This window comes from Bacillus sp. GW821-FHT11D08 (assembly GCF_058808515.1).
The window spans coordinates 295,069-320,727 of record NZ_JBXARS010000004.1 but is presented as its reverse complement, the minus strand read 5'-3'; the positions used below and the strand labels follow the sequence as shown (position 1 = coordinate 320,727).

Genomic DNA, 25,659 nt, shown 5'->3' with positions numbered 1-25,659 from the left:
AAATGAATTCCATCATTGATTTATTTCCCGCTTTTTTATTGGTCTTTATCAGAATCTCTGCTTTTTTTGTAACGGTGCCGGTGTTCGGACATCGGAATCTGCCGGCGGTTCACCGAATCGGCTTTGCTTTTTTTCTTTCGGTGATCTGCTTCAGCACGCTGAAACATGCGCCGGAAATAGAAATAGGGGAACAGTATATGCTGCTTGTCATAAAAGAGGCCGTTGTGGGCTTGAGCCTCGGGCTGATCGCTTTCATGATGATGACAGCCATTCAGATAGCAGGTTCCTTTATTGATTTTCAGATGGGCTTTTCCATCGCCAATGTCATTGATCCGCAATCAGGAACGCAAAGCCCGCTGATCGGACAATTCGTTTATACGCTGGCGCTGTTATTTATGCTCAGCGTAAACGCCCATTATCTTTTATTGGACGGGATTTATTACAGCTTTCAGTATATCCCGCTTGATCAGGCATTTCCGTCGTTTGGAAATGATCACTTTGGACTTTTTATCGCAAAAAGCTTCAATGCCATGTTTATTATCGCTTTTCAAATGTCTGCGCCGGTTGTGGCCAGTCTGTTTTTAGTTGATTTGGCGCTCGGTATCGTGGCGAGAACGGTGCCGCAGCTGAATGTTTTCGTTGTCGGGCTTCCTCTGAAAATAGCCGTGAGCTTTATTATGCTGATCGTTTGTATGGCGGTGATGTTTGTCGTTGTCCGCAACATCTTCAGCCTTACCGTTGAAACCATGCGGAATCTATTGGCATTGGTCGGTGTGACATGATGAGGCTCAGACTGAATCTGCAATTCTTTGCCGGTGAAAAAACGGAGAAAGCCACGCCGAAAAAACGGAAGGATACAAGAAAGAAAGGACAGGTCGCGAAAAGTACGGATGTGAATACAGCCGTTTCTTTACTGATTATCTTTCTTTCGCTGATCGCGCTCGGTCCTTATATGCGGGACAGGCTGCTGTCCTTTATTAAAACGTTTTATACGAAATCGATATCATTACATCTGTCTGCATCTGCCGTGCATGAACTGTTCGTGGATACGGTGAAAGATATCAGCCTCATCCTCGCGCCGATTATGCTGGTCGCGCTTGTGGCAGGTGTCGTGAGCAATTACATGCAGGTGGGTTTTCTGTTTTCTGCGGAAGTCCTCAAGCCTGACTTGAATAAGCTCAGCCCGCTGAAAGGATTTAAGCGGATTTACAGTATGAGGGCGATTGTTGAACTGGTCAAATCCATTTTGAAGATTACTGTGGTCGGTTTTGCCGCCTTTATGGTGCTCTGGCTGCATTATGGCGATATTCTCCGCCTTCCGCTTTTGACTCCTGCGGAAGTGCTCACTTTCGTTTCCAAGCTCACTCTTTGGATGGGGCTTGCGGGATCAGGGGCTTTAATGCTGCTGGCCGGGCTTGATTACTTATATCAGCGTTTTGATTATGAGAAAAATATCAGAATGTCAAAGCAGGATATAAAAGATGAATACAAAAAATCGGAGGGTGATCCGATAATCAAGTCCAAAATTAAGCAGAAGCAGCGGGAAATGGCGATGAGGCGGATGATGCAGGAAGTGCCGAAAGCGGATGTCATCATCACCAACCCGACCCATTATGCGATAGCTTTAAAATATGATGAAAAGAAAATGGACGCCCCTTACATTGTTGCCAAAGGGGTGGACCATCTCGCATTAAAAATCAGGCAGATCGCCAAAGAACACGATGTCATGACGATTGAAAACAGGCCGCTCGCGCGTGCGTTATATGATCAGGTTGACATTGACCAGGCCGTGCCGGAAGAGTTTTTCAAAGTCATTGCGGAAATTTTGGCTTATGTATATAAAACGAAACAAAAAGTATAGTGAATTTCAGATTCAAAAGGAGAGAAAAACAGCATGTCAACAAGAGATTTATCGGTTTTAATAAGTGTTGTCCTCATTGTGGCAATGCTGGTGATTCCATTCCCTCCATGGTTGTTAAGTATTTTGATCATCATTAATATCTCTCTTGCGTTGATCGTGCTTCTCACCACAATGAATATGCAAGAACCGCTGCAATTCTCGATATTCCCGTCATTGCTGCTGTTATTGACGCTGTTTCGGCTTTCGCTCAATGTGTCGACGACACGTTCGATTCTTTCTCACGGAGAAGGGGGAAAGGTTGTTGAGACATTCGGGAATTTCGTTGTCGGCGGAAATGTGCTGGTAGGGCTTGTTGTCTTCATTATCTTGATTATTATTCAGTTTATCGTCATTACAAAAGGCGCCGAGCGGGTATCGGAAGTGGCGGCGAGATTTACGCTCGATGCGATGCCCGGAAAGCAAATGAGTATTGACGCGGATTTAAATGCCGGCATGATTACGGAGCAGGATGCAAAGCACAGACGTGAAAAAGTCGCCCGGGAAGCGGATTTTTACGGCGCCATGGACGGTGCGAGCAAATTCGTCAAAGGGGATGCCATCGCGGGTATCATCATCGTGATGATCAATATTATTTTCGGAATCGTAATCGGCATGCTGCAGCAGGGGATGAGCATACAAGAAGCTGCGTCTCACTTTACAATGCTGACGGTCGGTGACGGTATCGTTTCTCAAATGCCGGCCTTGCTCATTTCAACGGCTACAGGGATTGTCGTGACGAGAGCGGCATCTGAAGGAAACCTCGGTCATGATATTACAGGCCAGCTGTTTGCTTATCCGAAGCTCTTGTATGTAGCCGCGGGAACTGTACTTTTGCTCGGTCTTCTTACACCGATCGGCATTCTGCTGACGGGGCCGATCGCCGGTCTGCTTGCATTCGGCGCTTACATGCTGTCCAAAGCGGATAAGCCGAGCGAAGAAGAGGAAGAAATTCTTGAAGAAGAGGCTCAGGCGGATGAACTGAAAAGCCCGGAAAGCGTTGTGCAGCTTTTACATATTGATCCGATTGAATTTGAGTTCGGATACGGACTCGTGCCGCTTGCAGACGCGGGGCAGGGCGGTGATCTTCTTGACCGCATCGTCATGATCAGACGTCAGCTTGCGCTTGAATTGGGACTTGTTATTCCGGTTGTGCGCATCAGGGATAACATCGCGCTCCAGCCGAATGAATACAGATTGAAAATTAAAGGCAATGAAGTCGCTAAAGGAGAGCTCCTGCTGGATCATTACTTAGCGATGTCACCGACGCCTGAAGATGACGTCATTGAAGGAATTGAAACGATAGAGCCGTCGTTCGGACTTCCCGCAAAATGGATCAGTGAAGCTGCAAAAGATGAAGCGGACATGCTGGGATATACAGTTGTTGATCCGGCGTCAGTCGTATCTACGCATATTACAGAAAAAATTAAGCAGCATGCCCATGAACTGGTCGGCAGACAGGAAACAAAGCAGCTGATCGATCATCTGAAGGAAAATTATCCTGTGCTTGTTGAGGAAGTCACGCCAAACCCTCTTTCTGTCGGCGATATTCAAAAGGTGCTTGCCAAATTGCTGAGAGAAAAAGTTTCAATCAGAAACTTGGTGACCATTTTTGAAACTCTTGCCGATTACGGAAGATTAACGACAGATTCAGACCTTTTGACAGAATACGCGAGACAGTCGCTTGCCAAACAAATCACGGCACAATATGCGAGAGAGCATGAAACGCTGAAGGTCATCACATGCTCAGGCCGGGTGGAAAAAGCGATTGCAGACGGGGTACAGCAGACTGAACAGGGCAATTACCTGTCACTCGACCCTGAGGTTTCAGACAGCATCATCCGTTCTGTCGCTAAAGAGGCCGAGCAGCTTTCCATCCGCCAGGAGTCGGCGATTCTTCTTTGCTCGCCTGCTGTCAGAATGTATGTAAAACAGCTGTTAGAACGGTATTTCCCTGATCTTCCGGTTCTTTCTTATAATGAGCTGGAAGCAAATGTTGAAGTACAGAGCATTGGAGTGGTGGATATTTAATGAAAATAAAAAAATTTACAGCCGCTTCAATGCAGGATGCCGCGAAGCAAATCAAAAAGGAACTCGGCAATGATGCCGTTATTTTACATTCCAAACAAGTAAAGAAACGAAAATGGCTGGGGCTGCGGTCGCAGCAGGCCGTCGAAGTGATAGCGGTTTTAGATCGTGACGTCAGGGAAGCGAGAAAAACGCCGCCGGCTGCCGCTGAAGAAATGAAAAAGACGAAAACGGCGGAGAAAGCTGAGCCTGTTCAGCCGCCGCGCCTTCCGGATCAAAGTATTTCCGGCGAACTGGCGCATTTTAAAGAAGTGTTCCCTGAACCATTAAAAAAAGCCGAGAGACTATTGAAGCAAGCCGGGCTTCCTGATCATACGCAAAACGCCGTACTCAGTGAATTGCTCCGTTCTTCAATTGTTTCCGGAGATTTAACTGAAGATAATGTCAGCTCCAAACTGCAGGATTTGTTAGTGAAAAAACTCCCTTCGGCAGACAGGTGGCAGGAAGGGATTCAATCAAAATACGTCGTGCTTTTCGGTTCAACCGGGGCCGGCAAAACGACTACACTTGCGAAACTCGCGGCCTCATCAATGCTGACAGAGCATAAAAAAATTGCCTTTATGACGACGGATACTTACCGGATTGCCGCGGTCGAGCAGCTGAAGACATATGCGGAGCTGCTTCAGGCTCCTCTTGAAGTATGCTATTCAAAGGAAGAATGTCTGAAGGCACTGGAAAAATTCGCTGAATATGACCATGTTTTCATTGATACAGCCGGTAGAAACTTTAAAGAAGAGCAGTATATTACGGAATTACAAGAGATGATTCCGTTTGAATCAGGCTTACAATCCTTTCTCGTATTATCGGCATCTGCAAAATATGACGATATGAAACAGGTGCTGAAACAGTTTTCAGGTGTGCCGGTCAATCAATTCATTTTCACGAAAACGGATGAAACCGCCTCACTCGGCTCCGTGTTTCAAGTGCTGTCGGAATCAAGAATCGGCGCCGCCTATTTGACAAATGGACAGGATGTGCCTGAAGACATCCTATCGGCTTCACCAAAAGAGTTTGTAAGGATGCTTTTGACATGAAACCCGATCAGGCAGAGTCATTAAGAAGGAAAATGAGAGAGCGGCAAATGATCAAGCCGGAGCTTTATGAGAAAAAAGCGAAGACATTAGCCGTCATCAGCGGTAAAGGCGGCGTCGGAAAATCTAATTTAACATTAAACATGGCAGTTGCCCTGCAGGAAAAAGGAAAAAAAGCACTCATCATTGATCTTGACATCGGAATGGGCAACATTGATGTGCTGATCGGCGCTGCTTCTTCCCGCACCATTATTGATGTGATGGAGAATCGGCACGCGTTGGCTCAATCACTTTCCTCCGGTCCGAAAGGCCTTCGCTACATATCCGGAGGAACGGGGCTTGAGGCGATCTATCAAGCAGATGGAGAGAAGTGGTCGGCTTTTATGAATGGTCTTTCCGCTGTATTAGGCGATTTTGATTACGTTCTGTTTGATATGGGAGCGGGACTTTCAAAAGAACAGCTGCCGTTTATTTTATCGGCGGAAGACATTCTCGCCGTGACAACGCCTGAGCCGACGGCCATTATGGATGCCTACAGCGCGATCAAACATCTTTTGCTCGCGGATGAACGGCTGACCGTAAACATTGCCGTCAATCGCGCCCGCGCCCAAAAACAGGCGCTGGACACGTACAACCGCCTTTCTCATGCAATTCACACGTTTTTAGGCGCGGAGGTGCGTTTCGCCGGCTCCATACCCGATGACCCGCTAGTAAGCCAAGCCGTCATTGATCAGGTGCCTTTTTTAATAAAAAGTCCTCAAGCAAAAGCCAGCAGGTCCGTCCGTCTTCTGACGGATGTCTTGTTTCAAACGGAAGAAAACAAACCAAGAGAAGAGAAACCGGCATTTATTGAGAGATTATCTTCTTTTTTATTGAGGAGGACTTTACAGTGATTCGTGTGCTTGTCGTTGATGACTCAGCTTTTATGAGAAAGATGATTACCGATTTTCTGGCTGCGGAAGTGCAGATAGAAGTCATCGGGACAGCCAGAAACGGGGAAGAGGCGCTGAAGAAAATAGAGCTTCTCAAACCGGATGTTGTCACGCTTGATATTGAAATGCCGGTCATGAACGGAACGGATACATTGCGGAAGATCATCAGCATATATAAACTTCCCGTAATCATGGTATCGAGCCAGACACAGCAAGGGAAGGACCGAACGATCAACTGCCTGGAAATGGGCGCTTTTGATTTTATCACCAAGCCTTCCGGAGCGATTTCACTTGATCTTTATAAAATTAAAGAGCAGCTGATTGAGAGGGTGATTGCAGCCGGGCTGTCCCGCGCACAAAAACCTGAGGCGGCAGTGAAAGAGTCTTCTATCCCGGAACGTCCGGCTTTGGCGGGATTTGAAAGACCGAAAGCAAAATCCGCCAAGCAGGCCGTATTCATCGCGACCTCTACAGGCGGACCGCGGGCTCTGCAAAAGGTGATTCCGAAACTGCCGAAGGATTTAAAGGCGCCTGTATTTGTCGTTCAGCACATGCCTGAAGGCTTCACCGCTTCACTTGCAGACAGACTCAACCATTTGTCAGATATTCAGGTCAAAGAAGCGGAAAACGGTGAAGAAGCGAAAGACGGATGGGTGTACATCGCGCCCGGCGGAAAAAATATGACGGTTGCAGAGGAAGGCGGAAGGCTCCGCATCATTCTTGACGTTCATGATACGGAAAGCCGGCATAAACCCTCGGCCGATTATTTGTTTCGGTCGGCAAGCCGCTTATCCGATTACGAAAAGGTAGCCGTCATTATGACCGGCATGGGCAGCGACGGAACCGAGGGCGTAAAAGAAATGCTCAGAACAGGCGGCGTTAAAACGATTGCGGAATCGGACGAATCCTGTGTTGTGTTCGGAATGCCGAAGTCAGCGATAAAGGCGGGCCTCATTCATGAGATTAAACATGTGGAAGATATCGCGGCATCCATCACCGGATGTGTGAAAAAAGAGAGGGTGTGAATCAATTGGATATGAATCAATATTTAGATGTCTTTATTGATGAAAGTAAAGAGCACTTACAGACATGTAACGAAAAGCTGCTGCTGTTGGAAAAAGATCCGGCAGACCTTCAGCTTGTGCATGACATCTTCAGAGCTGCCCATACGCTGAAAGGCATGAGCGCAACGATGGGATATACAGATCTGGCGCATTTAACCCACCTGATGGAAAATGTGCTGGACGCCATCCGCAACGGAGAAATGCCCGTTACATCAGATTGGCTGGATGTGCTGTTTGAAGCGCTTGATCATCTTGAAGAGATGGTGCAGTCCATTATTGACGGAGGAGACGGCAAACGTGATATTTCTGAAGTGAGTGCGAAGCTCGACGTAAATGCGGTGCATGAGACTGCGGCTTCAGCCGAAACAGCAGAACCGCCGGCTTCAACTGAATGGAATTATGATGAGTTCGAACGGACTGTTATTGAAGAGGCGGAAGAGCAAGGATTCAGCCGCTATGAAATAACGGTTTCCCTGAATGAAAGCTGCATGCTCAAAGCCGTGCGCGTGTACATGATATTTGAAAAGCTGAATGAAGCCGGGGAAGTCGCAAAAACAATACCCGCCGCGGAAGTGCTTGAGACGGAAGATTTCGGAACGGATTTTCAGGTGTGTTTCTTGACAAAGCAGCCTGCTGAAGAAATTAAAGAACTCATCAGCGGCATTTCAGAAGTGGAGAATGTCGAAATTTCTGCCGGTGCGCCGTTAAAAACGGCCGAAAAACCGCAAGCGGCTGAACCGGTGAAGGAAGCTCCGGTTAAAAAGGCTGAGAAACAGCCTAAGCCGCAAGCGAAAACGGAAGAACAGCCGAAGCATCACAGCGGCTCGAAAACGATTCGCGTCAACATTGAAAGACTGGATTCTTCAATGAACCTTTTTGAAGAACTTGTCATTGACCGCGGACGTCTTGAGCAGATCGCCAAAGAGCTTGACCACAATGAGCTGACTGAAACTGTTGAACGCCTGACCAGAATCTCGGGCGACCTTCAGTCTATTATTCTTAATATGCGGATGGTGCCGGTAGAAACCGTCTTTAACCGTTTCCCGAGAATGATCCGCCAGCTTCAAAAGGAATTAAACAAGAAAATCGAATTGTCCATCATCGGAGCTGAAACGGAGCTGGACCGCACGGTGATTGATGAAATCGGCGATCCGCTTGTCCATTTAATCAGAAACAGCATCGATCACGGCATTGAATCGCCTGAAGTGCGGGTGAATAAAGGAAAACCGGAATCAGGTCATGTCGTGCTTAAGGCATATCACAGCGGCAACCACGTCTTTATTGAGGTTGAAGATGACGGGGCCGGCCTGAACAGAAAGAAAATTCTTGAAAAAGCGCTCGAGCGGAGTGTAATCACCGAACGTGATGCTGAAACGCTTGAAGATAATGAGATTTACGAGCTTATTTTTGCTCCGGGCTTCTCGACTGCCGATCAAATTTCTGACATTTCAGGGCGGGGCGTCGGCCTGGATGTCGTAAAAAATAAACTCGAATCACTCGGCGGCTCTGTCAGTGTCAAATCCGCGGAAGGTCAAGGTTCTCTTTTCAGTATCCAGCTTCCGCTGACACTTTCAATTATATCCGTTCTTCTCATTAAACTGGAAGAAGAGACGTTTGCGATACCGATTTCTTCTATTATAGAGACGGCTGTTATTGATAAGAAAGATATCCTGCAGACGCATGACAGAGAAGTGATTGATTTCAGAGGCCAAATCGTTCCGATCGTCTATCTGAAAAAAGAATTCGGCATTACGGATTCAAAACAGGATGCCGATCAGTTCCATGTAATCGTCGTGAAAAAGGGCGATAAATCCACTGCTTTTGTCGTGGACTCTTTTATCGGACAGCAGGAAGTCGTACTGAAATCACTCGGCGACTATTTGACGAACGTCTTTGCGATTTCCGGCGCTACGATTCTCGGAAACGGAGAAGTGGCGCTGATTATTGATTGCAATGCGCTGATCTACTAAAACGACACGAGGAGGTGCCCGAATGACTGCTGAAATCAAGACAGGTGAAAAAATGATTGTGTTTATGATAAACGGGAAAGAATACGCTATCTCAGTTTCCCAGGTGAAATCAATTGAAAAGTGGCAAAAACCGACGAGGGTCCCGGGTGTGGAATCTTATATCCGCGGCGTTATCAATCTGCGCGGAGTGATTACCCCGGTTCTTGATTTAAGAAAACGTCTGAATCAGCCTGAACAGGACATCACAGAAGAGACTCGGATTATCATCATTTCTTATCGTGACGCCGATGTCGGATGGGTCGTGGATGAGGCCAATGACGTCATCACCGTACATGAAAATGAAATCGAATCCGCGCCTGAAAGCCAGACAAAGGAAACGGATGTGTGGATTAAACAGATCGTCAAGCAAGATAACAGGCTCCTCAATATTATCGATGCGCATGCGGTGCTGGATAAAGGTGCTTCGGCATCTGCGTCCGGAGAGCCTAATGCTTAAAGGGGAAAAGACAACATGAGTAAGTTTGAAGCGATCAAAGAAGAGCAGATGGATATTTTGCGGGAAGTCGGAAATATCGGGGCGGGTCACTCGGCTTCTGCAATGGCTCAGCTGCTGAACAGAAAGATAGACATGGAAGTGCCGTTTGCGACTTTATTGACATTTGATGAGCTCGCTGATTTTTTCGGCGGGGCTGAAACGCCGGTCGCCAGTATCTTTTTAAGAATGGAAGGCGACATGACCGGCTCTATCTTTCTCATCATGCCTTTTCATCAGGCGGAACAGTTTATCAGAGAGCTGATCGGAAATCCGGATTTTGATATTGACCAGTTGGGCGAAGATCATTTGAGTTCTTCTGCTTTACATGAGTTCGGCAATATTTTAGCAGGTTCCTATTTAACGGCATTGGCTGATTTGACAAAGCTTGAGATTTACCCGAGCGTGCCGGAAATCTCACTTGATATGTTCGGCGCGGTTATCAGTGAAGGGCTGATGGAGCTCAGCCAAGTCGGAGAACATGCCATTGTCGTGGATACTTCTATTTTTGACCAGGGCAGCCGGCAGGAGCTCAAAGCCCACATGTTTATGCTCCCGGACTATGATTCTTTTGAAAAGCTCTTCGTCTCATTGGGTGCGGCTTTATGAGCCGTGCGGAAGCCGCAGTCGTTAAAGTGGGGATTGCGGATGTTCAAGTCGCGCGTTACCCGGATAAAATCCGGACCTCGGGACTCGGTTCATGCGTAGGGCTGGTTTTATACGATAAAGACAAACAAACGGCAGGACTCGTTCACGTCATGCTGCCGGACTCCGGTTTATCAAAAACGGCGGAGCTCAACCGTGCAAAATACGCGGACACCGCCGTTAAGATGACGATTGATATGCTTTTGAAAGCCGGCTGCCGCAAGTTTGCCCTGAAGGCAAAACTCGCCGGGGGAGCGGAGATGTTTAAGTTTAAAATGACGAACGACCTGATGAAAATCGGTCCGAGGAATGTAGCGGCCATCAAAGAGCAGCTTTCATTGTATAACATTCCGGTCATCAGTGAAGATACGGGCGGCTCAAGCGGCCGGACGATTGAATTTGAGCCAAAGTCCTGCATGCTGCACATTCGAACTGTTAAACAAGGTGAAACAACGATTTAATAAAGGTATGAGGTAGGGGGATAACAATGCAATCCTTGAATTATGAAGATCAGGTGCTTTGGTCGCGCTGGAAAGAGTGGAAAGATCCTAAAGCCGGTGATGATTTAATGCGCCGTTACATGCCGCTGGTCACATATCATGTCGGCAGAATTTCCGTCGGACTGCCGAAATCGGTGCATAAAGACGATCTAATGAGCCTTGGTATGCTTGGTTTATATGATGCCCTGGAAAAATTTGACCCCGGCCGGGATTTAAAATTTGATACCTATGCCTCGTTTAGAATTCGCGGTGCAATCATCGACGGGCTGCGTAAAGAAGATTGGCTGCCCAGAACTTCACGGGAGAAGACAAAAAAAGTCGAAGCGGCGATCGAAAAACTTGAACAGCGCTACCTTCGGAATGTGACGCCTTCAGAGATCGCAGAAGAGCTGGGGATGACGGAGCAGGACGTAGTATCAACGATGAATGAAGGTTTTTTTGCCAATCTCTTATCAATTGATGAAAAGCTTCACGACCAGGATGACGGTGAGAATATTCAAGTGATGATCAGAGATGACAAAAATGTGCCGCCGGAAGAAAAAATCATGAAGGACGAGCTGATCGCTCAGCTTGCGGGCAAAATTCACGAGCTCTCTGAAAAAGAGCAGCTTGTCGTCAGTTTATTCTATAAAGAAGAACTGACTTTGACCGAGATCGGACAAGTCCTGAACCTTTCGACGTCGCGGATTTCACAGATTCATTCAAAGGCGCTGTTTAAATTAAAGCATCTGCTTGAAAAAGTAATTCAATAATGAACTCATGGTTAGCGAGTGAAAAACATGTCAACACTATTATGGCTTTTAAGCTTTGTGCTTCACGGCGTACTGCTTTATGCCGTCATTATTCTGTACACGAGGTTTTCAGCCCTCAAGGAGACGGAGCGCCAGCAGAAGAAGATTCTTGAAGAGACGGAAAACACCCTTGCAGCGTTTCTGCTTGAGCTGAAAGAAGAAAATGAAAGACTCGAAGACGCAAAAAGCCGTCAAGCGCCGGACGCAGAAGATGCCGAACCCCGGCCGGAACCGAAAGAAGAGCCTGATATTCCGGACCACATGGAAAAGCTCATCAGTGCAACGGAACGGGCTGAAAGTGATGAAAACAACGGTGCGCATTCGTTTGAAAAACGTGTTTCAGAATTATATGAACAAGGGCTCACCCCCGCGGAAATCGCCAAACGGATGCAGAGCGGAAAGACAGAAATCGAGCTGTTTTTAAAATTTCGCGGCAAAGCTGTAAAGGATTCTTGATTGTCGCATAAAGCTGTGTTATATTATGTCTTGGTGTTAAATACACACGCTTAACGATTTATGCAGAGGGTGCTGCAAACGGCAGTTCTGCACAAAAATGACCTAAGCGGAGGAAAAAAACCATTTTATTAGGAGGAAATCACATGTCAGTTATTTCTATGAAACAATTGCTTGAAGCTGGTGTTCACTTCGGCCACCAAACACGCCGCTGGAACCCAAAAATGAAGCGTTACATTTTCACGGAGCGTAACGGAATCTACATCATTGACCTTCAAAAAACAGTGAAAAAAGTAGAGGAAGCTTACAACTTCACGAAAAACCTTGCTGCTGAAGGCGGAAAAATCCTTTTCGTCGGCACAAAAAAACAAGCTCAGGATTCTGTTAAAGAAGAAGCTGTACGCTCTGGCATGTACTATGTCAACCAACGCTGGTTGGGCGGTACACTGACAAACTTCGAAACAATCCAAAAACGCATTAAGCGTCTGAAAGACATCGAGAAAATGCAAGAAAACGGTACATTTGAAGTACTTCCGAAAAAAGAAGTTGTTCAATTGAAAAAAGAATTAGAGCGTCTTGAAAAATTCCTCGGCGGAATTAAAGACATGAAGGATCTTCCTGATGCATTATTCATCATCGATCCTCGCAAAGAGCGCATCGCTGTTGCGGAAGCTCGCAAATTGAACATTCCTATCATCGGAATCGTAGATACAAACTGTGATCCTGATGAAATTGATGTCGTAATCCCTGCAAACGATGACGCAATCCGCGCTGTCAAACTTCTTACTTCTAAAATGGCAGATGCTATTCTTGAAGCGAAGCAAGGCGAAGAAGAAGCGGAAGCTGCTGAAGAGACTGCACCTGAAACAGAAACGACAACTGCGTAACCTAATCAAAAGGTGATAAGAGGGACTGCCTTTTATCACCTTTTTTCAAGAAAAATGTATCTATACATATCTTGTTTACACATATAAGGAGGAATTCAAATGGCTATTACTGCACAGCAGGTAAAAGAACTGCGTCAAAAAACAGGCGCTGGTATGATGGACTGTAAAAAAGCATTGACTGAAACTGACGGAGATATGGACAAAGCAATCGACCTTCTGAGAGAAAAAGGAATTGCGAAAGCGGCTAAAAAAGCTGACCGTATCGCTGCTGAAGGTTCTACTCTTATTAAAACTGACGGCAACAAAGGCGTTATCTTAGAAGTAAACTCTGAAACTGATTTCGTTGCGAAAAACGAAGGCTTCAAAGAGCTTCTGAACACGCTTGCTGACCACCTTCTTGCAAACGCTCCTGCTGATCTTGAAGAAGCAATGGGTCAAAAGATGGAAAACGGTTCTACTGTTGAAGAATACATCACAAGCAACGTTGCTAAAATCGGAGAGAAAATCACTCTTCGCCGTTTTGCTGTTATTTCAAAAGAAGACAGCGAAGCGTTCGGTGCTTACCTTCACATGGGAGGCCGCATCGGCGTATTATCCGTTCTTAGCGGAACAACTGACGAAGATCTTGCAAAAGACATTGCGATGCATGTTGCAGCGGTAAATCCTCGTTACATTTCCCGCGACCAAGTGTCTGAAGAAGAAGCAAACCATGAGCGTCAGATTCTGACTCAGCAAGCTCTTCAAGAAGGCAAACCGGAAAACATCGTAGCTAAAATGGTTGAAGGCCGTCTGAACAAATTCTTCGAAGAAATTTGCTTATTAGACCAAGCTTTCGTTAAAAACCCAGACGAAAAAGTGAAACAAGTTGTGGCTGCGAAAAACGCATCTGTTAAAACTTACGTCCGCTACGAAGTTGGAGAAGGTATTGAAAAACGCCAAGAAAACTTTGCTGAAGAAGTTATGAACCAAGTGAAAAAATAATGGCGGAAAGCCTTGGCGAATCTTTCGCGGCTTTTCAGGCAGTATAGGGGACACTACTTGTGTTCCCTATTTTTAAAACTATATTTACAAACCTTTTTTTCTCTTGCATAATAGGAAACGGCAATGTTTACACTTGGAGGTTATTATGGAAAAACCAAAATACAATCGTATCGTTTTAAAGCTTAGCGGAGAAGCATTGGCAGGAGAGCAGGGAAACGGCATTAATCCGACTGTCATCCAATCCATCGCTAAACAGGTAAAAGAAATCGCTGAGCTTGACGTCGAAGTGGCCGTAGTCGTAGGCGGCGGCAACTTATGGCGCGGAAAAACGGGCAGTGACTTAGGAATGGACCGTGCGACGGCCGATTATATGGGCATGCTTGCTACTGTCATGAACTCACTTGCCCTGCAGGACAGCCTGGAAACGCTCGGAATTCAGTCCAGAGTGCAGACATCAATTGAAATGCGTCAGGTCGCTGAGCCTTACATCAGAAGAAAAGCCATCCGCCACCTGGAGAAAAAACGCGTTGTTATTTTTGCCGCGGGAACAGGAAACCCTTATTTCTCTACGGACACAACCGCAGCGCTGCGTGCCGCTGAAATCGAAGCGGACGTGATCTTAATGGCGAAAAATAATGTCGACGGTGTGTATAATGCTGATCCGAGAAAAGATGAGTCAGCCGTTAAATACGAAAAATTATCTTATCTCGATGTGTTAAAAGACGGGCTGGAAGTCATGGATTCTACGGCTTCTTCACTATGTATGGATAATGATATTCCGCTGATCGTCTTTTCTATTATGGAAGAAGGAAATATTAAGCGTGCCGTAATCGGCGAATCAATCGGAACGATCGTAAGGGGGAAATAACGTTGTCAAACGAAGTATTAACACAAACAAAAGAACGCATGGAAAAAGCGGTTGCCGCTTATTCACGTGAATTGGCGTCAGTCCGCGCAGGACGTGCCAACCCATCTCTATTGGATAAAGTGACAGTAGAATACTACGGTGCCCAAACACCTTTAAACCAGCTGTCTTCCATCAATGTGCCTGAAGCGCGTATGCTTGTTGTCACACCGTATGACAAAACGGCAATCGGTGATATTGAAAAAGCGATTCTGAAAGCTGATCTTGGCGTAACGCCGACAAGTGACGGCACAATTATCCGCATCGCGATCCCGGCTCTGACGGAAGAAAGACGTAAAGAACTTGTCAAAGTCGTGAAAAAATACGCGGAAGAAGCGAAAGTAGCAGTCCGTAATGTCCGCCGTGACAGCAACGATGACCTCAAAAAACTTGAGAAAAACGGAGACATCACAGAAGACGAGCTTCGTGCTTCCAGTGAAGACGTTCAAAAGCTGACAGATGAATATGTGTCAAAAATTGACAGCGTCACGAAGGACAAAGAAAAAGAAATCATGGAAGTTTAATGAAAAACTATGTACAATAGATAATGTGAAAAGACCCTCTCATGTTTACAGGGGGTTTTTTTGTTAATACTGTTGATTACATTGATCATCAGCAACGCAACCTTTTTGGGTGACGGAGGAATCTCATGCTCAACATACTCAAAAATTGGAAGAATCAGCAGAATGCGGCTTCCAACTTAGAACGGTATACAAAAGAAGACATACTGAAGGGTGAAATTCCCGCACACATTGCCATTATTATGGACGGAAACGGACGCTGGGCGAAGAAGCGTTCACTCCCTCGGATTGCAGGACATCATGAAGGAATGAAAGTGGTAAAAAGGGTGACAAAGCTCGCAAGTCAGCTCGGCGTTAAAGTTCTGACTCTTTATGCGTTTTCAACGGAGAACTGGAAGCGCCCGAAGATGGAAGTCGACTTTTTGATGAAGCTTCCGGAAGAGTTCCTGAATACGTATCTTCCTGAATTAATAGAGGAAAATGTACAGGTGAAAATTATCGGAGATGAATCCGCGCTCCCTTCTCATACGTACAGGGCGATTGAGAAGGCCGTAAAAGATACAGAACAAAATGACGGGCTGATTCTCAATTTCGCTTTGAACTACGGCGGACGCACGGAAATCGTCAATGCGGCAAAAGCACTGGCTGAACAGGTGAAAAGCGGCACGCTGAATATCGAAGACATTGATGAAGCGCTCTTTTCCGGGCATTTAATGACAGAATCAATCCAGGACCCGGAGCTGCTCATCAGAACGAGCGGAGAAATCAGATTGAGCAACTTTATGCTTTGGCAGGTGGCTTACAGTGAATTTGTTTTTACAGATGTCCTGTGGCCCGATTTTAAAGAAGATCACTTTCTGCAGGCAGTGGGAGAATTTCAGCAGCGGGGCCGGAGGTTTGGCGGAATTTAGAGGATGGTGGAAATGAAACAAAGATTGTTAACAGGTGTTCTGGCAGCGGCATTATTTTTATTTTTGGTTATTTTCGGAGGATTGCCGTTCACCGTATTTGTTTACGTGATGGGAAGTATAGCGCTTTTTGAGCTTTTGCGGATGAAAAAGCTCAGATTTTTTTCTTTTCCGGGTCTGATCAGCCTCTTGTTGTTATGGCTGTATATGATGCCGGACAAGTATCATTTTTTCGATGCGAAAATGGAAGTAACGATTTTCGCTGTATTGATTCTGCTCAGCTATACGGTGCTCGTGAAAAACACCTTTACGTTTGACGAAGTCGGGTTTATCGTTCTCGCGACGGTATATATCGGACTGTGTTTTCATTATTTTATTGAAATCAGAAACATTGAAACAAACGGGCTTTTGTATATCTTTTATGCCTGCGTTGTCATATGGTCAACGGACTCAGGCGCATATTTCGTCGGAAAGTCGCTCGGGAAGCGGAAGCTGTGGCCCGAAATCAGCCCCAACAAAACAGTGGAAGGGTTTCTCGGCGGTATTGTCATCGCCCTTATTTTTACGGCTGTTTTTCAGCTGTTTGCGCACCTTCCGATTTCATACCCGGTTCTTTTGGTCATCACGCTTGTTCTGTCTGTATTCGGACAGATCGGGGATTTGGTTGAATCAGCGCTTAAGCGGCACTATGATGTGAAGGATTCGGGAAAAATCCTTCCCGGGCACGGCGGCATTTTAGATCGATTTGACAGCTTTTTGTTTGTCATGCCGTTCTTATACTTTCTGCTTGCGCTTTTTTCATGAGAAAGGCTAATATGAAAATAAGACCGATCTGGACGCATAGAATGGGAGTGGCATTTTGAAGAATATTTGTCTTTTAGGAGCAACAGGATCAATAGGGGAGCAGACGTTAGACGTATTGCGCATGCATCAAGATCAGTTCCGTCTCGTCTCGATGACTTTCGGTAAAAACGCCGAGAAAGCGATCCCGTTGATCAGAACGTTTCAGCCGAAATATGTAGCAGTCGGCGACATGGATACATACCAAAAAGTGAAAGAAGCGACTTTTTCTCATGAATGTCAAATCGGCATCGGAGAAGAAGGCCTGATTGAAGCGGCAGTCATGGACGAAGTCGATATCGTGGTCAATGCGCTGCTTGGAAGCGTCGGTTTAATCCCGACTTTGAAAGCGATTGAACAGAAAAAAACAATTGCGCTTGCAAATAAGGAAACTCTCGTCACTGCCGGGCATATAGTGAAAGGACACGCAAAACGATACGGTGTTCCTCTTCTTCCGGTCGACAGCGAACATTCCGCTATTTTTCAGGCGCTGCAGGGCGAACAGAGCAAAAATATCGAGCGCCTGGTCATTACGGCATCCGGCGGCAGTTTCAGAGATAAAACGCGGCAGGAGCTTGAGTCTGTAACGATTGCCGACGCCCTTAACCACCCGAACTGGTCGATGGGCGCAAAAATTACGATTGACTCGGCTACAATGATGAATAAAGGACTTGAAGTCATTGAGGCGCATTGGCTGTTTGACATTCCGTATGAACAGATTGACGTTGTATTACATAAGGAGAGCATCATTCATTCGATGGTTGAATTTCACGACAGAAGCGTCATCGCCCAGCTCGGAAATCCGGACATGAGGGTGCCGATTCAATATGCGCTGACATATCCGGACCGTCTGCCTCTGCCTGAAACAAAAAGGCTTGAATTATGGGAGATCGGAAGCCTCCATTTTGCGAAAGCTGACTTTGAAAGGTTCCGCTGCTTACAATTTGCCTTTGAATCAGGTAAAATAGGGGGAACGATGCCGACGGTTTTAAATGCGGCCAACGAAGAAGCCGTTGCCGCTTTTCTTGCCGGACGGATTTCATTCTTATCGATTGAGAACCTGATTGAACAAGCATTGGACCGCCACAGCGTAATTCAGGATCCGAGTCTTGCGGATATCCAAGAAGTGGACAAAGACACCCGGGGATACGTTAATTCAATACTCACATAAGGTGGTATGTTCGTGAATACAGTTATCGCGTTTATTATTATTTTCGGAACGCTCGTTTTTTTCCATGAGCTCGGGCATTTATTGCTCGCCCAAAGAGCGGGAATCCTTTGCCGTGAATTTGCGATCGGCTTCGGCCCTAAAATCTTTTCATTTAAAAAGAATGAAACCGTGTATACGATCAGACTCCTTCCGGTCGGCGGGTTCGTCCGCATGGCCGGTGAAGACCCGGAGATGATTGAAGTCAAACCCGGTTATACCGTCGGGCTTCTTTTTAATAAAGATGACGAAGTGGAAAAAGTCATCATTAATCAAAAGGAAAAATATCCCGACGCTTTAATTATCGAGGTGGAGACGGCTGATCTTGAGCACGAAATGAAGATTACCGGGTACGAGCAGGGGAAAGAAGATGAACTGGCGGGCTTTACTGTCAGTCAGACCTCTTTTTTTATCGTAGACGGAGAAGAAGTGCAGATTGCGCCTTACAATCGACAATTCGGGTCTAAACCCGTATGGAAGCGGATTAAGGCGATTGCTGCCGGTCCGATAATGAACTTCATCTTAGCGTATGTCATTCTCGTCATGCTTGGATTCATTCAAGGCGTGCCTTCGAATCAGCCTGAGCTCGGGAAGCTGACAGACAATGGACGCGCAGCGGCTGCCGGTTTAAAAGAAGGCGACTATATCCAGAGCATTAACGGTGAAAAAATGAGGTCATGGACCGACATCGTGACAGCGGTAAAAGAAAATCCCGGAAAAAAAATCGATGTCGCCGTCAAACGGGACGGCAAATCGTTTCATATCTCGGTTACACCTGAAGCTGTAAAAGATGAAAATAAAAAAACAATCGGCCGCTTCGGCTCTTATGCGCCGACTGAAAAAGGCGCGCTTGCAGCGATTGCCTACGGCGCGACATCTACCGTTGATGTCACAAAAGCGATCCTGACCAATCTGAGCAAACTTGTGACAGGCCAGTTTAAGCTTGATATGCTTTCGGGTCCTGTCGGCATTTATGATATGACGGATCAAGTTGCAAAAACCGGTATTATCAACCTATTCCAGTTTGCGGCGTTTTTAAGCATCAACCTGGGAATTGTCAACCTGCTGCCGATACCGGCGCTTGACGGCGGGCGGCTGCTGTTTTTATTCATTGAAGCAATCCGCGGCAAGCCGATAAACCGTGACAAGGAAGCATTTGTCGTATTTATCGGCGTAGCTTTCTTAATGCTTCTTATGCTGGTTGTCACATGGAACGATATCCAGCGTTTATTCTTATAATTGACTAGTAAAAAATCAGAGGTGCGAAGACATGAGACAAAGTTTGACGCTTATTCCGACCCTGAGAGAAGTGCCGGCTGATGCTGAAGCAAAAAGCCATAAGCTTCTGCTGAGAGCGGGATTTATCAGACAAAATACGAGCGGGGTTTACAGCTACATGCCCCTGGCTTACAGGGTCATTCAAAACATTCAGAAGATCGTGCGTGAAGAAATGGAAAAAATCAACGCGGTGGAAATGCTGATGCCGGCCCTTCAGCAGGCTGAAACATGGCAGGAATCAGGCAGGTGGTATACGTACGGGCCTGAATTAATGCGTCTGAAAGACCGCCACGGCCGTGAATTTGCTTTAGGCGCGACACATGAAGAAGTCATTACTTCTCTCGTGCGCGATGAGGTGAAATCTTATAAGCGTCTGCCACTCACTCTTTACCAGATCCAGTCTAAATTCAGAGATGAAAAACGCCCGCGTTTCGGGTTATTGCGCGGACGCGAATTCATCATGAAAGATGCGTATTCTTTCCATGCTTCTGAAGCAAGTCTTGAGGAAACATACCAAAACATGTACGGCGCATACAGCAGCATTTTCGCACGCTGTGAATTAAACGTCCGTCCCGTTATTGCCGACTCGGGCGCGATGGGCGGAAAAGACACGCATGAATTTATGGCTCTTTCTGAAATAGGGGAAGATACCATCGCTTATTCCGATGGATCCTCTTACGCAGCCAATACGGAAATGGCGGAAGTTGTCATGAACAGCGAGCCGTCAGATGAAACACCCGAGGCATTGGAGAAAATTGATACGCCGAATGTCAAAAGCATTGAAGAGCTCGCTTCGTTCTTGCAGATCGAGCCGAGCGCCTGCATCAAATCCATGCTGTTTAAAGCTGATGACCGATTTGTTCTCGTGTTAGTAAGAGGCGATCATGAGGTCAATGACGTGAAAGTGAAAAACCTTCTGAACACGGAAGTGGTTGAGCTTGCGTCTCATGAAGAAGTAGCAGAGAAACTTGGCACGGAGCCGGGATTTGCGGGGCCGATCGGCGCTGCCGGCGACATTGAGATTTATGCCGACCAAGCCGTGAAAGTAATGGTAAACGCCGTTAGCGGCGCGAATGAAAAAGACCGTCATTACCGAAACGTAAACATCGAACGTGACGCGTCAGTAAAAGCATATGCCGATCTTCGAATCATTCAGGAAGGCGATCCGTCACCTGACGGAAAAGGCACGATCCGTTTCGCTGAAGGGATTGAGGTCGGACAAGTCTTTAAACTCGGCACGCGTTACTCTGAAGCGATGAATGCGACATACCTTGATGAAAACGGGCGTGCGCAGCCGATGCTGATGGGATGTTACGGAATCGGCGTGTCCAGAACGCTTTCAGCCATCGCTGAACAGCATCACGACGAAAAAGGCTTGATCTGGCCGAAAAGCGTTGCTCCGTATGATCTTCATATTTTGGCACTGAATATGAAAAACGAAGCGCAAAAAGAGCTTGCTGAACAGCTTTACGGCAAATTCCAGGCGGAAGGTTATGAGGTATTATACGATGACCGTGCTGAACGCGCAGGCGTGAAGTTTGCTGATTCTGATCTGATCGGCCTTCCGATCCGCATCACTGTCGGAAAACGTGCCGACGAAGGCATCGTAGAAGTGAAAATCCGCAAAACCGGTGAATCTGCCGAAGTTTCAGTGGATGAGCTTTCTGAATTTATTAAGACGAAGTAATCACCATAACGAATCATACAAAATCATGTTAAAATAGAGAAAAAAGAAGGTACCTCATCACCTGCGGAGGTACCTTCACTTATGATGTTTTAAGGGAGGGATACTGTCTGAATGGAACAGTTATCAGTAAACAGAAGACAGTTTCAGATTCTTCTGCAGCAGCTTAATATGACAGATGATACCTTCATGACATACTTTGAAGACGGAGAGATTGATAAACTGACAATCCATAAAGCAGAAAAGGCCTGGCATTTCCAATTTCGCTTTAAGGCTCTTTTGCCGTATCAAATATATGATTCATTCATGATGAGGTTAACACAATCGTTTGCTCACATCGCCCGTGTCACATCGTCTGTTCAGGTCATCGACCCTACAGTGACAGAGGAGCTTGTACAGGATTATTGGACACGCTGTATTGAAGAGCTTGAAGGAACCTCGCCGCCGATGGTGGCTCTTTTGAATCAGCAGAAGCCGAAGCTCAAGGGAAACAAACTGATCGTGAAAACAAAAACAGATACAGAAGCATCTGCGCTCAAAAATAAATACAGCGCGCTGATTCAGCACAGCTACCGCCAATTCGGCTTTCCGGAACTGCAGCTGGATACCGAAATTTTCGTATCTGACCAAGAAGTCCAGAAATTCCGCGAGCAAAAGCTTGCAGAAGATCAGGAGCGGGCGATGCAGGCGCTTATCGAGATGGAGAAGAAGGAAAAAGAGGGCGATGAGGATCAGGCACCGTCCGGACCGCTTGTCATCGGCTATCAAATTAAAGAGAACGAAGAAATCCGGACGCTTGACAGCATCATGGATGAAGAAAGAAGAATTACGGTGCAGGGGTTTGTGTTTGATGCTGAAACACGCGAGCTGAAAAGCGGACGCACGCTCTGCATTTTCAAAATCACGGACTATACAAACAGCATTTTAGTAAAAATGTTCGCCAGAGAAAAAGAAGACGCCGCTTTGATGAAAACGCTGAAAAAAGGCATGTGGGTGAAGGCGCGGGGAAGCATTCAAAACGATACATTCGTCAGAGACCTCGTCATGATTGCAAATGACGTAAATGAAATAAAAGCCAAAACCCGTGAAGACACCGCTCCTGAAGGCGAAAAACGGGTTGAGCTTCATCTGCATTCTCCGATGAGCCAAATGGATGCTGTAACGGGCATCGGAAAGCTTGTCAAACAGGCGAAAAAATGGGGACATGAAGCGATTGCGTTAACTGATCATGCCGTTGTGCAGTCTTTCCCGGATGCCTATTCCGCCGCGAAAAAACACGGCATTAAAATGATTTACGGAATGGAAGCCAATATCGTAGATGACGGCGTTCCGATCGCATACAATCCAGCTCACCGTCTCCTGGAAGAAGACACATACGTCGTCTTTGACGTTGAAACGACAGGTTTGTCCGCAGTGTATGACACCATCATTGAGCTTGCCGCAGTCAAAATAAGAGGCGGAGAAATTATCGATAAATTCGAAGCATTCGCCAATCCGCACCATCCGCTGTCAGCAACGACGATAGAGCTTACCGGGATTACGGACGACATGGTCCGCGACGCTCCCGATGTCGTTGACGTCGTCCGGGATTTTAAAGAATGGATCGGCGATGACGTGCTTGTGGCTCATAACGCCAGCTTTGATATGGGATTTTTAAATGTGGCGTACAAGCGACTTTTGAAAACGGAAAAAGCGAAAAATCCGGTCATTGATACGCTGGAACTCGCGCGTTTCCTGTATCCTGAGTTTAAAAATCACCGCTTAAATACGTTATGTAAGAAGTTTGATATCGAATTAACCCAGCATCACCGAGCGGTTTTTGACGCTGAAGCAACGGGCTACCTGCTGTTGAAAATGCTCAAAGATGCCGCTGAAAGTGACATTTTTTATCATGATCAGCTGAATGAGAATATGGGACAATCCAATGCTTATCAGAGATCAAGGCCTTATCACGCTACATTGCTTGCCGTAAATGAGACCGGCCTTAAAAATCTGTTTAAGCTCGTGTCCATTTCTCATATTCAATATTTCTACAGAGTGCCGCGCATTCCGAGGTCGCAGCTTAATAAATACAGAGAAGGTCTGTTAATCGGCTCTGCCTGTGACAGGGGAGAGGTCTTTGAAGGCATGATGCAAAAATCACCTGAAGAGGTTGAAGATATCGCATCCTTCTATGATTATCTTGAAGTGCAGCCGCCGGAAGTATACAGACACCTTCTGCAGCTTGAGCTCGTCCGGGATGAAAAAGCGCTGAAAGAAATCATCGCCAACATTACGAAGCTCGGAGAAAAATTGAATAAGCCGGTCGTGGCTACGGGAAATGTCCACTATTTAAACGATGAGGATAAAATTTACCGGAAGATCTTAATATCTTCCCAAGGCGGCGCCAACCCGTTAAACAGACACGAACTGCCTAAAGTGCACTTCAGAACGACAGATGAAATGCTGGAGGCTTTCTCCTTCCTCGGTGCGGAAAAAGCGAAAGAAATCGTGGTTGACAATACGCAGAAAGTCGCTTCGATGATCGATGAGATCAAACCGATCAAAGACGATCTGTACACGCCGAAAATTGACGGGGCTGATGAAGAAATCCGTGAAATGAGCTATCAGCGCGCCAGAAGCATTTACGGTGAAGAGCTTCCCGAAATTGTAGAAGCGAGAATAGAAAAAGAATTAAAAAGTATCATCGGTCATGGGTTCGCCGTTATTTATCTCATCTCTCATAAGCTTGTAAAACGGTCTCTGGATGACGGTTATCTCGTCGGCTCCCGGGGGTCCGTCGGTTCATCGCTTGTGGCGACCTTAACGGAAATCACTGAAGTGAACCCGCTCGCTCCGCACTACGTGTGCCCGAGCTGCCGATATTCCGAATTCTTTAATGACGGATCAGTCGGTTCCGGTTTTGACCTTCCGGATAAAAGCTGCCCGTCTTGCGGCACACCTTTGAAAAAGGACGGACATGATATCCCGTTTGAAACGTTCTTAGGCTTTAAAGGTGACAAAGTACCCGATATCGACTTGAACTTCTCAGGTGAGTATCAGCCGCATGCCCATAACTACACGAAAGTATTGTTCGGTGAAGATAACGTGTATCGCGCTGGAACGATCGGCACCGTCGCGGAAAAGACGGCTTACGGATATGTGAAAGGCTATGCGGGCGATCACAACCTGCACATGCGCGGCGCGGAGATCGACCGTCTGGTGCAGGGCTGCACCGGCGTTAAGAGAACGACCGGCCAGCACCCGGGGGGGATTATCGTTGTCCCGGATTACATGGATATTTACGATTTTTCACCGATACAATTCCCGGCAGATGCGACGGGGTCTGAATGGAAAACGACTCATTTTGACTTCCACTCCATTCATGACAACCTGCTGAAGCTTGATATATTGGGGCACGATGATCCGACCGTCATCCGGATGCTTCAGGATTTAAGCGGAATTGATCCGAAGACGATTCCGACAGATGATCCGGAAGTTATGAAGATTTTCCAAGGCACAGAATCGCTCGGCGTCACTGAAGAGCAGATCGGCTGTAAAACGGGGACGCTCGGCATTCCTGAATTCGGGACGCGATTTGTGCGGCAGATGCTTGAGGATACGAAGCCGACGACGTTCTCCGAGCTTGTCCAGATTTCCGGGCTTTCTCACGGAACAGACGTATGGCTCGGCAATGCGCAGGAACTGATACACAACAATACGTGTGAACTGAGCGAAGTGATCGGCTGCCGTGATGACATTATGGTTTACTTGATCTATCAGGGCCTTGAGCCTTCACTGGCCTTTAAAATCATGGAATTCGTCCGTAAAGGCAAAGGCCTGACGCCGGAATGGGAAGAAGAAATGAAAAAGAACAATGTGCCGAACTGGTATATTGATTCATGCAAAAAAATCAAATACATGTTCCCGAAAGCCCACGCCGCCGCATACGTGCTGATGGCGGTGCGGATTGCCTATTTTAAAGTGCATCACGCGCTTTTATATTATGCTGCGTATTTTACCGTCCGCGCAGATGACTTTGACATTGATACAATGATTAAAGGCTCGACCGCCATCAGAGCGGTGATGGATGATATCAGCTCTAAAGGGCTTGATGCTTCGCCGAAGGAGAAAAACCTCCTTACCGTGTTAGAGCTTGCGCTTGAAATGTGTGAGCGCGGCTATTCTTTCCAGAAGGTCGATCTATACCGTTCGAGCGCTTCGGAATTTATCATTGACGGCAACAGTCTCATCCCGCCGTTCAACTCAATTCCGGGACTCGGAACCAACGCCGCTCTCAATATTGTGAAAGCGCGGAAAGAAGGGGAGTTCCTTTCAAAAGAGGATCTTCAAAAACGAGGAAAAGTGTCAAAAACCATTTTAGAGTATTTAGACCGTCACGGCTGTCTTGAGTCGCTTCCGGACCAAAATCAGCTGTCTCTGTTTTAAGCTTTGTGCACAGCCTCCGAGCGGAGTTTGATTTGCATTAAATATATGGTTATGGTATAGTTTTATTGGAAATGCTAACGATTACCGAGGCAAAGAGTGGGGAAACCCGCTCTTTTGT

At 46.5% G+C, this 25,659-nt stretch carries 22 protein-coding genes; all 22 read left to right on the top strand.

Annotated features, from left to right (window positions below; all coding sequences use genetic code 11):
* Nucleotides 1-2: 2 nt before the first annotated feature.
* Complete coding sequence (gene fliR / locus AC1RRX_RS10795) at nucleotides 3-782, top strand: flagellar biosynthetic protein FliR (protein ID WP_003154233.1); 780 nt, start codon at nucleotides 3-5, stop codon at nucleotides 780-782.
* On the top strand, nucleotides 782-1,861 hold the full coding sequence (flhB, locus tag AC1RRX_RS10790; protein ID WP_007409787.1) for a flagellar biosynthesis protein FlhB: 1,080 nt from the start codon (nucleotides 782-784) through the stop codon (nucleotides 1,859-1,861). The genes fliR and flhB overlap by 1 nt, the downstream gene beginning before the upstream one ends.
* A 33-nt stretch (nucleotides 1,862-1,894) precedes the next feature.
* Nucleotides 1,895-3,928, top strand: coding sequence for a flagellar biosynthesis protein FlhA (flhA, locus tag AC1RRX_RS10785; RefSeq protein WP_007409788.1), 2,034 nt, complete (start codon nucleotides 1,895-1,897; stop codon nucleotides 3,926-3,928).
* Nucleotides 3,928-5,019 carry a flagellar biosynthesis GTPase FlhF gene (flhF, locus tag AC1RRX_RS10780; protein WP_007409789.1) on the top strand — a complete coding sequence of 364 codons (1,092 nt, stop codon included), beginning with the start codon at nucleotides 3,928-3,930 and terminating at the stop codon, nucleotides 5,017-5,019. Before flhA ends, flhF begins: the two co-directional genes overlap by 1 nt.
* On the top strand, nucleotides 5,016-5,909 hold the full coding sequence (locus AC1RRX_RS10775) for a MinD/ParA family protein (protein WP_007409790.1): 894 nt from the start codon (nucleotides 5,016-5,018) through the stop codon (nucleotides 5,907-5,909). The genes flhF and AC1RRX_RS10775 overlap by 4 nt, the downstream gene beginning before the upstream one ends.
* Nucleotides 5,906-6,973, top strand: coding sequence for a protein-glutamate methylesterase/protein-glutamine glutaminase (locus tag AC1RRX_RS10770; RefSeq protein ID WP_007409791.1), 1,068 nt, complete (start codon nucleotides 5,906-5,908; stop codon nucleotides 6,971-6,973). The genes AC1RRX_RS10775 and AC1RRX_RS10770 overlap by 4 nt, the downstream gene beginning before the upstream one ends.
* 5 nt (nucleotides 6,974-6,978) lie before the next feature.
* On the top strand, nucleotides 6,979-8,982 hold the full coding sequence (gene cheA, locus AC1RRX_RS10765) for a chemotaxis protein CheA (protein WP_144464357.1): 2,004 nt from the start codon (nucleotides 6,979-6,981) through the stop codon (nucleotides 8,980-8,982).
* A gap of 22 nt (nucleotides 8,983-9,004) precedes the next feature.
* A complete protein-coding gene (gene cheW / locus AC1RRX_RS10760; RefSeq protein ID WP_003154225.1) occupies nucleotides 9,005-9,478 on the top strand; it encodes a chemotaxis protein CheW in 474 nt (157 codons plus the stop codon).
* A gap of 15 nt (nucleotides 9,479-9,493) precedes the next feature.
* A complete protein-coding gene (cheC, locus tag AC1RRX_RS10755; RefSeq protein WP_003154222.1) occupies nucleotides 9,494-10,123 on the top strand; it encodes a CheY-P phosphatase CheC in 630 nt (209 codons plus the stop codon).
* A complete protein-coding gene (gene cheD, locus AC1RRX_RS10750; RefSeq protein WP_003154219.1) occupies nucleotides 10,120-10,620 on the top strand; it encodes a chemoreceptor glutamine deamidase CheD in 501 nt (166 codons plus the stop codon). The genes cheC and cheD overlap by 4 nt, the downstream gene beginning before the upstream one ends.
* Nucleotides 10,621-10,646: 26 nt before the next feature.
* Complete coding sequence (gene sigD, locus AC1RRX_RS10745) at nucleotides 10,647-11,411, top strand: RNA polymerase sigma-28 factor SigD (RefSeq protein ID WP_003154217.1); 765 nt, start codon at nucleotides 10,647-10,649, stop codon at nucleotides 11,409-11,411.
* A gap of 27 nt (nucleotides 11,412-11,438) precedes the next feature.
* Nucleotides 11,439-11,906: a DUF6115 domain-containing protein gene (locus AC1RRX_RS10740; protein WP_040238143.1), complete on the top strand. Its 468-nt coding sequence runs from the start codon at nucleotides 11,439-11,441 to the stop codon at nucleotides 11,904-11,906.
* Nucleotides 11,907-12,049: 143 nt separating this feature from the next.
* Nucleotides 12,050-12,790, top strand: coding sequence for a 30S ribosomal protein S2 (gene rpsB, locus AC1RRX_RS10735; RefSeq protein WP_003154215.1), 741 nt, complete (start codon nucleotides 12,050-12,052; stop codon nucleotides 12,788-12,790).
* A 99-nt stretch (nucleotides 12,791-12,889) separates the two neighbouring features.
* A complete protein-coding gene (gene tsf / locus AC1RRX_RS10730) occupies nucleotides 12,890-13,771 on the top strand; it encodes a translation elongation factor Ts (protein ID WP_007611455.1) in 882 nt (293 codons plus the stop codon).
* Nucleotides 13,772-13,916: 145 nt separating this feature from the next.
* Entirely contained in the window at nucleotides 13,917-14,639 is a 723-nt protein-coding gene (gene pyrH, locus AC1RRX_RS10725; RefSeq protein ID WP_003154213.1) for a UMP kinase, read from the top strand.
* A gap of 2 nt (nucleotides 14,640-14,641) precedes the next feature.
* Entirely contained in the window at nucleotides 14,642-15,199 is a 558-nt protein-coding gene (gene frr, locus AC1RRX_RS10720; RefSeq protein WP_003154212.1) for a ribosome recycling factor, read from the top strand.
* A 125-nt stretch (nucleotides 15,200-15,324) separates the two neighbouring features.
* Nucleotides 15,325-16,107 carry an undecaprenyl pyrophosphate synthase gene (gene uppS / locus AC1RRX_RS10715; RefSeq protein WP_007611457.1) on the top strand — a complete coding sequence of 261 codons (783 nt, stop codon included), beginning with the start codon at nucleotides 15,325-15,327 and terminating at the stop codon, nucleotides 16,105-16,107.
* A gap of 3 nt (nucleotides 16,108-16,110) precedes the next feature.
* Nucleotides 16,111-16,908: a phosphatidate cytidylyltransferase gene (locus tag AC1RRX_RS10710; protein WP_007409796.1), complete on the top strand. Its 798-nt coding sequence runs from the start codon at nucleotides 16,111-16,113 to the stop codon at nucleotides 16,906-16,908.
* Between the two features lie 55 nt (nucleotides 16,909-16,963).
* Nucleotides 16,964-18,115 carry a 1-deoxy-D-xylulose-5-phosphate reductoisomerase gene (gene dxr, locus AC1RRX_RS10705; RefSeq protein WP_144464355.1) on the top strand — a complete coding sequence of 384 codons (1,152 nt, stop codon included), beginning with the start codon at nucleotides 16,964-16,966 and terminating at the stop codon, nucleotides 18,113-18,115.
* A gap of 6 nt (nucleotides 18,116-18,121) precedes the next feature.
* Nucleotides 18,122-19,390 (top strand): RIP metalloprotease RseP, encoded by a 1,269-nt coding sequence (rseP, locus tag AC1RRX_RS10700; protein ID WP_007611459.1) that lies wholly within the window; start codon nucleotides 18,122-18,124, stop codon nucleotides 19,388-19,390.
* A gap of 31 nt (nucleotides 19,391-19,421) precedes the next feature.
* Nucleotides 19,422-21,116: a proline--tRNA ligase gene (locus AC1RRX_RS10695; RefSeq protein WP_144464353.1), complete on the top strand. Its 1,695-nt coding sequence runs from the start codon at nucleotides 19,422-19,424 to the stop codon at nucleotides 21,114-21,116.
* 111 nt (nucleotides 21,117-21,227) lie between these two features.
* Entirely contained in the window at nucleotides 21,228-25,541 is a 4,314-nt protein-coding gene (locus AC1RRX_RS10690) for a PolC-type DNA polymerase III (RefSeq protein WP_144464351.1), read from the top strand.
* Nucleotides 25,542-25,659: the final 118 nt, after the last annotated feature.

Bases quoted from the DNA above. Each gene is read 5' to 3' on its own strand.
- fliR (WP_003154233.1), top strand. From the start codon at position 3: ATGAATTCCATCATTGATTTATTTCCCGCTTTTTTATTGGTCTTTATC.
- flhB (WP_007409787.1), top strand. From the start codon at position 782: ATGAGGCTCAGACTGAATCTGCAATTCTTTGCCGGTGAAAAAACGGAG.
- flhA (WP_007409788.1), top strand. From the start codon at position 1,895: ATGTCAACAAGAGATTTATCGGTTTTAATAAGTGTTGTCCTCATTGTG.
- flhF (WP_007409789.1), top strand. From the start codon at position 3,928: ATGAAAATAAAAAAATTTACAGCCGCTTCAATGCAGGATGCCGCGAAG.
- AC1RRX_RS10775 (WP_007409790.1), top strand. From the start codon at position 5,016: ATGAAACCCGATCAGGCAGAGTCATTAAGAAGGAAAATGAGAGAGCGG.
- cheW (WP_003154225.1), top strand. From the start codon at position 9,005: ATGACTGCTGAAATCAAGACAGGTGAAAAAATGATTGTGTTTATGATA.
- cheC (WP_003154222.1), top strand. From the start codon at position 9,494: ATGAGTAAGTTTGAAGCGATCAAAGAAGAGCAGATGGATATTTTGCGG.
- cheD (WP_003154219.1), top strand. From the start codon at position 10,120: ATGAGCCGTGCGGAAGCCGCAGTCGTTAAAGTGGGGATTGCGGATGTT.
- sigD (WP_003154217.1), top strand. From the start codon at position 10,647: ATGCAATCCTTGAATTATGAAGATCAGGTGCTTTGGTCGCGCTGGAAA.
- AC1RRX_RS10740 (WP_040238143.1), top strand. From the start codon at position 11,439: ATGTCAACACTATTATGGCTTTTAAGCTTTGTGCTTCACGGCGTACTG.
- rpsB (WP_003154215.1), top strand. From the start codon at position 12,050: ATGTCAGTTATTTCTATGAAACAATTGCTTGAAGCTGGTGTTCACTTC.
- tsf (WP_007611455.1), top strand. From the start codon at position 12,890: ATGGCTATTACTGCACAGCAGGTAAAAGAACTGCGTCAAAAAACAGGC.
- pyrH (WP_003154213.1), top strand. From the start codon at position 13,917: ATGGAAAAACCAAAATACAATCGTATCGTTTTAAAGCTTAGCGGAGAA.
- uppS (WP_007611457.1), top strand. From the start codon at position 15,325: ATGCTCAACATACTCAAAAATTGGAAGAATCAGCAGAATGCGGCTTCC.
- AC1RRX_RS10710 (WP_007409796.1), top strand. From the start codon at position 16,111: ATGGTGGAAATGAAACAAAGATTGTTAACAGGTGTTCTGGCAGCGGCA.
- rseP (WP_007611459.1), top strand. From the start codon at position 18,122: ATGTTCGTGAATACAGTTATCGCGTTTATTATTATTTTCGGAACGCTC.
- AC1RRX_RS10695 (WP_144464353.1), top strand. From the start codon at position 19,422: ATGAGACAAAGTTTGACGCTTATTCCGACCCTGAGAGAAGTGCCGGCT.
- AC1RRX_RS10690 (WP_144464351.1), top strand. From the start codon at position 21,228: ATGGAACAGTTATCAGTAAACAGAAGACAGTTTCAGATTCTTCTGCAG.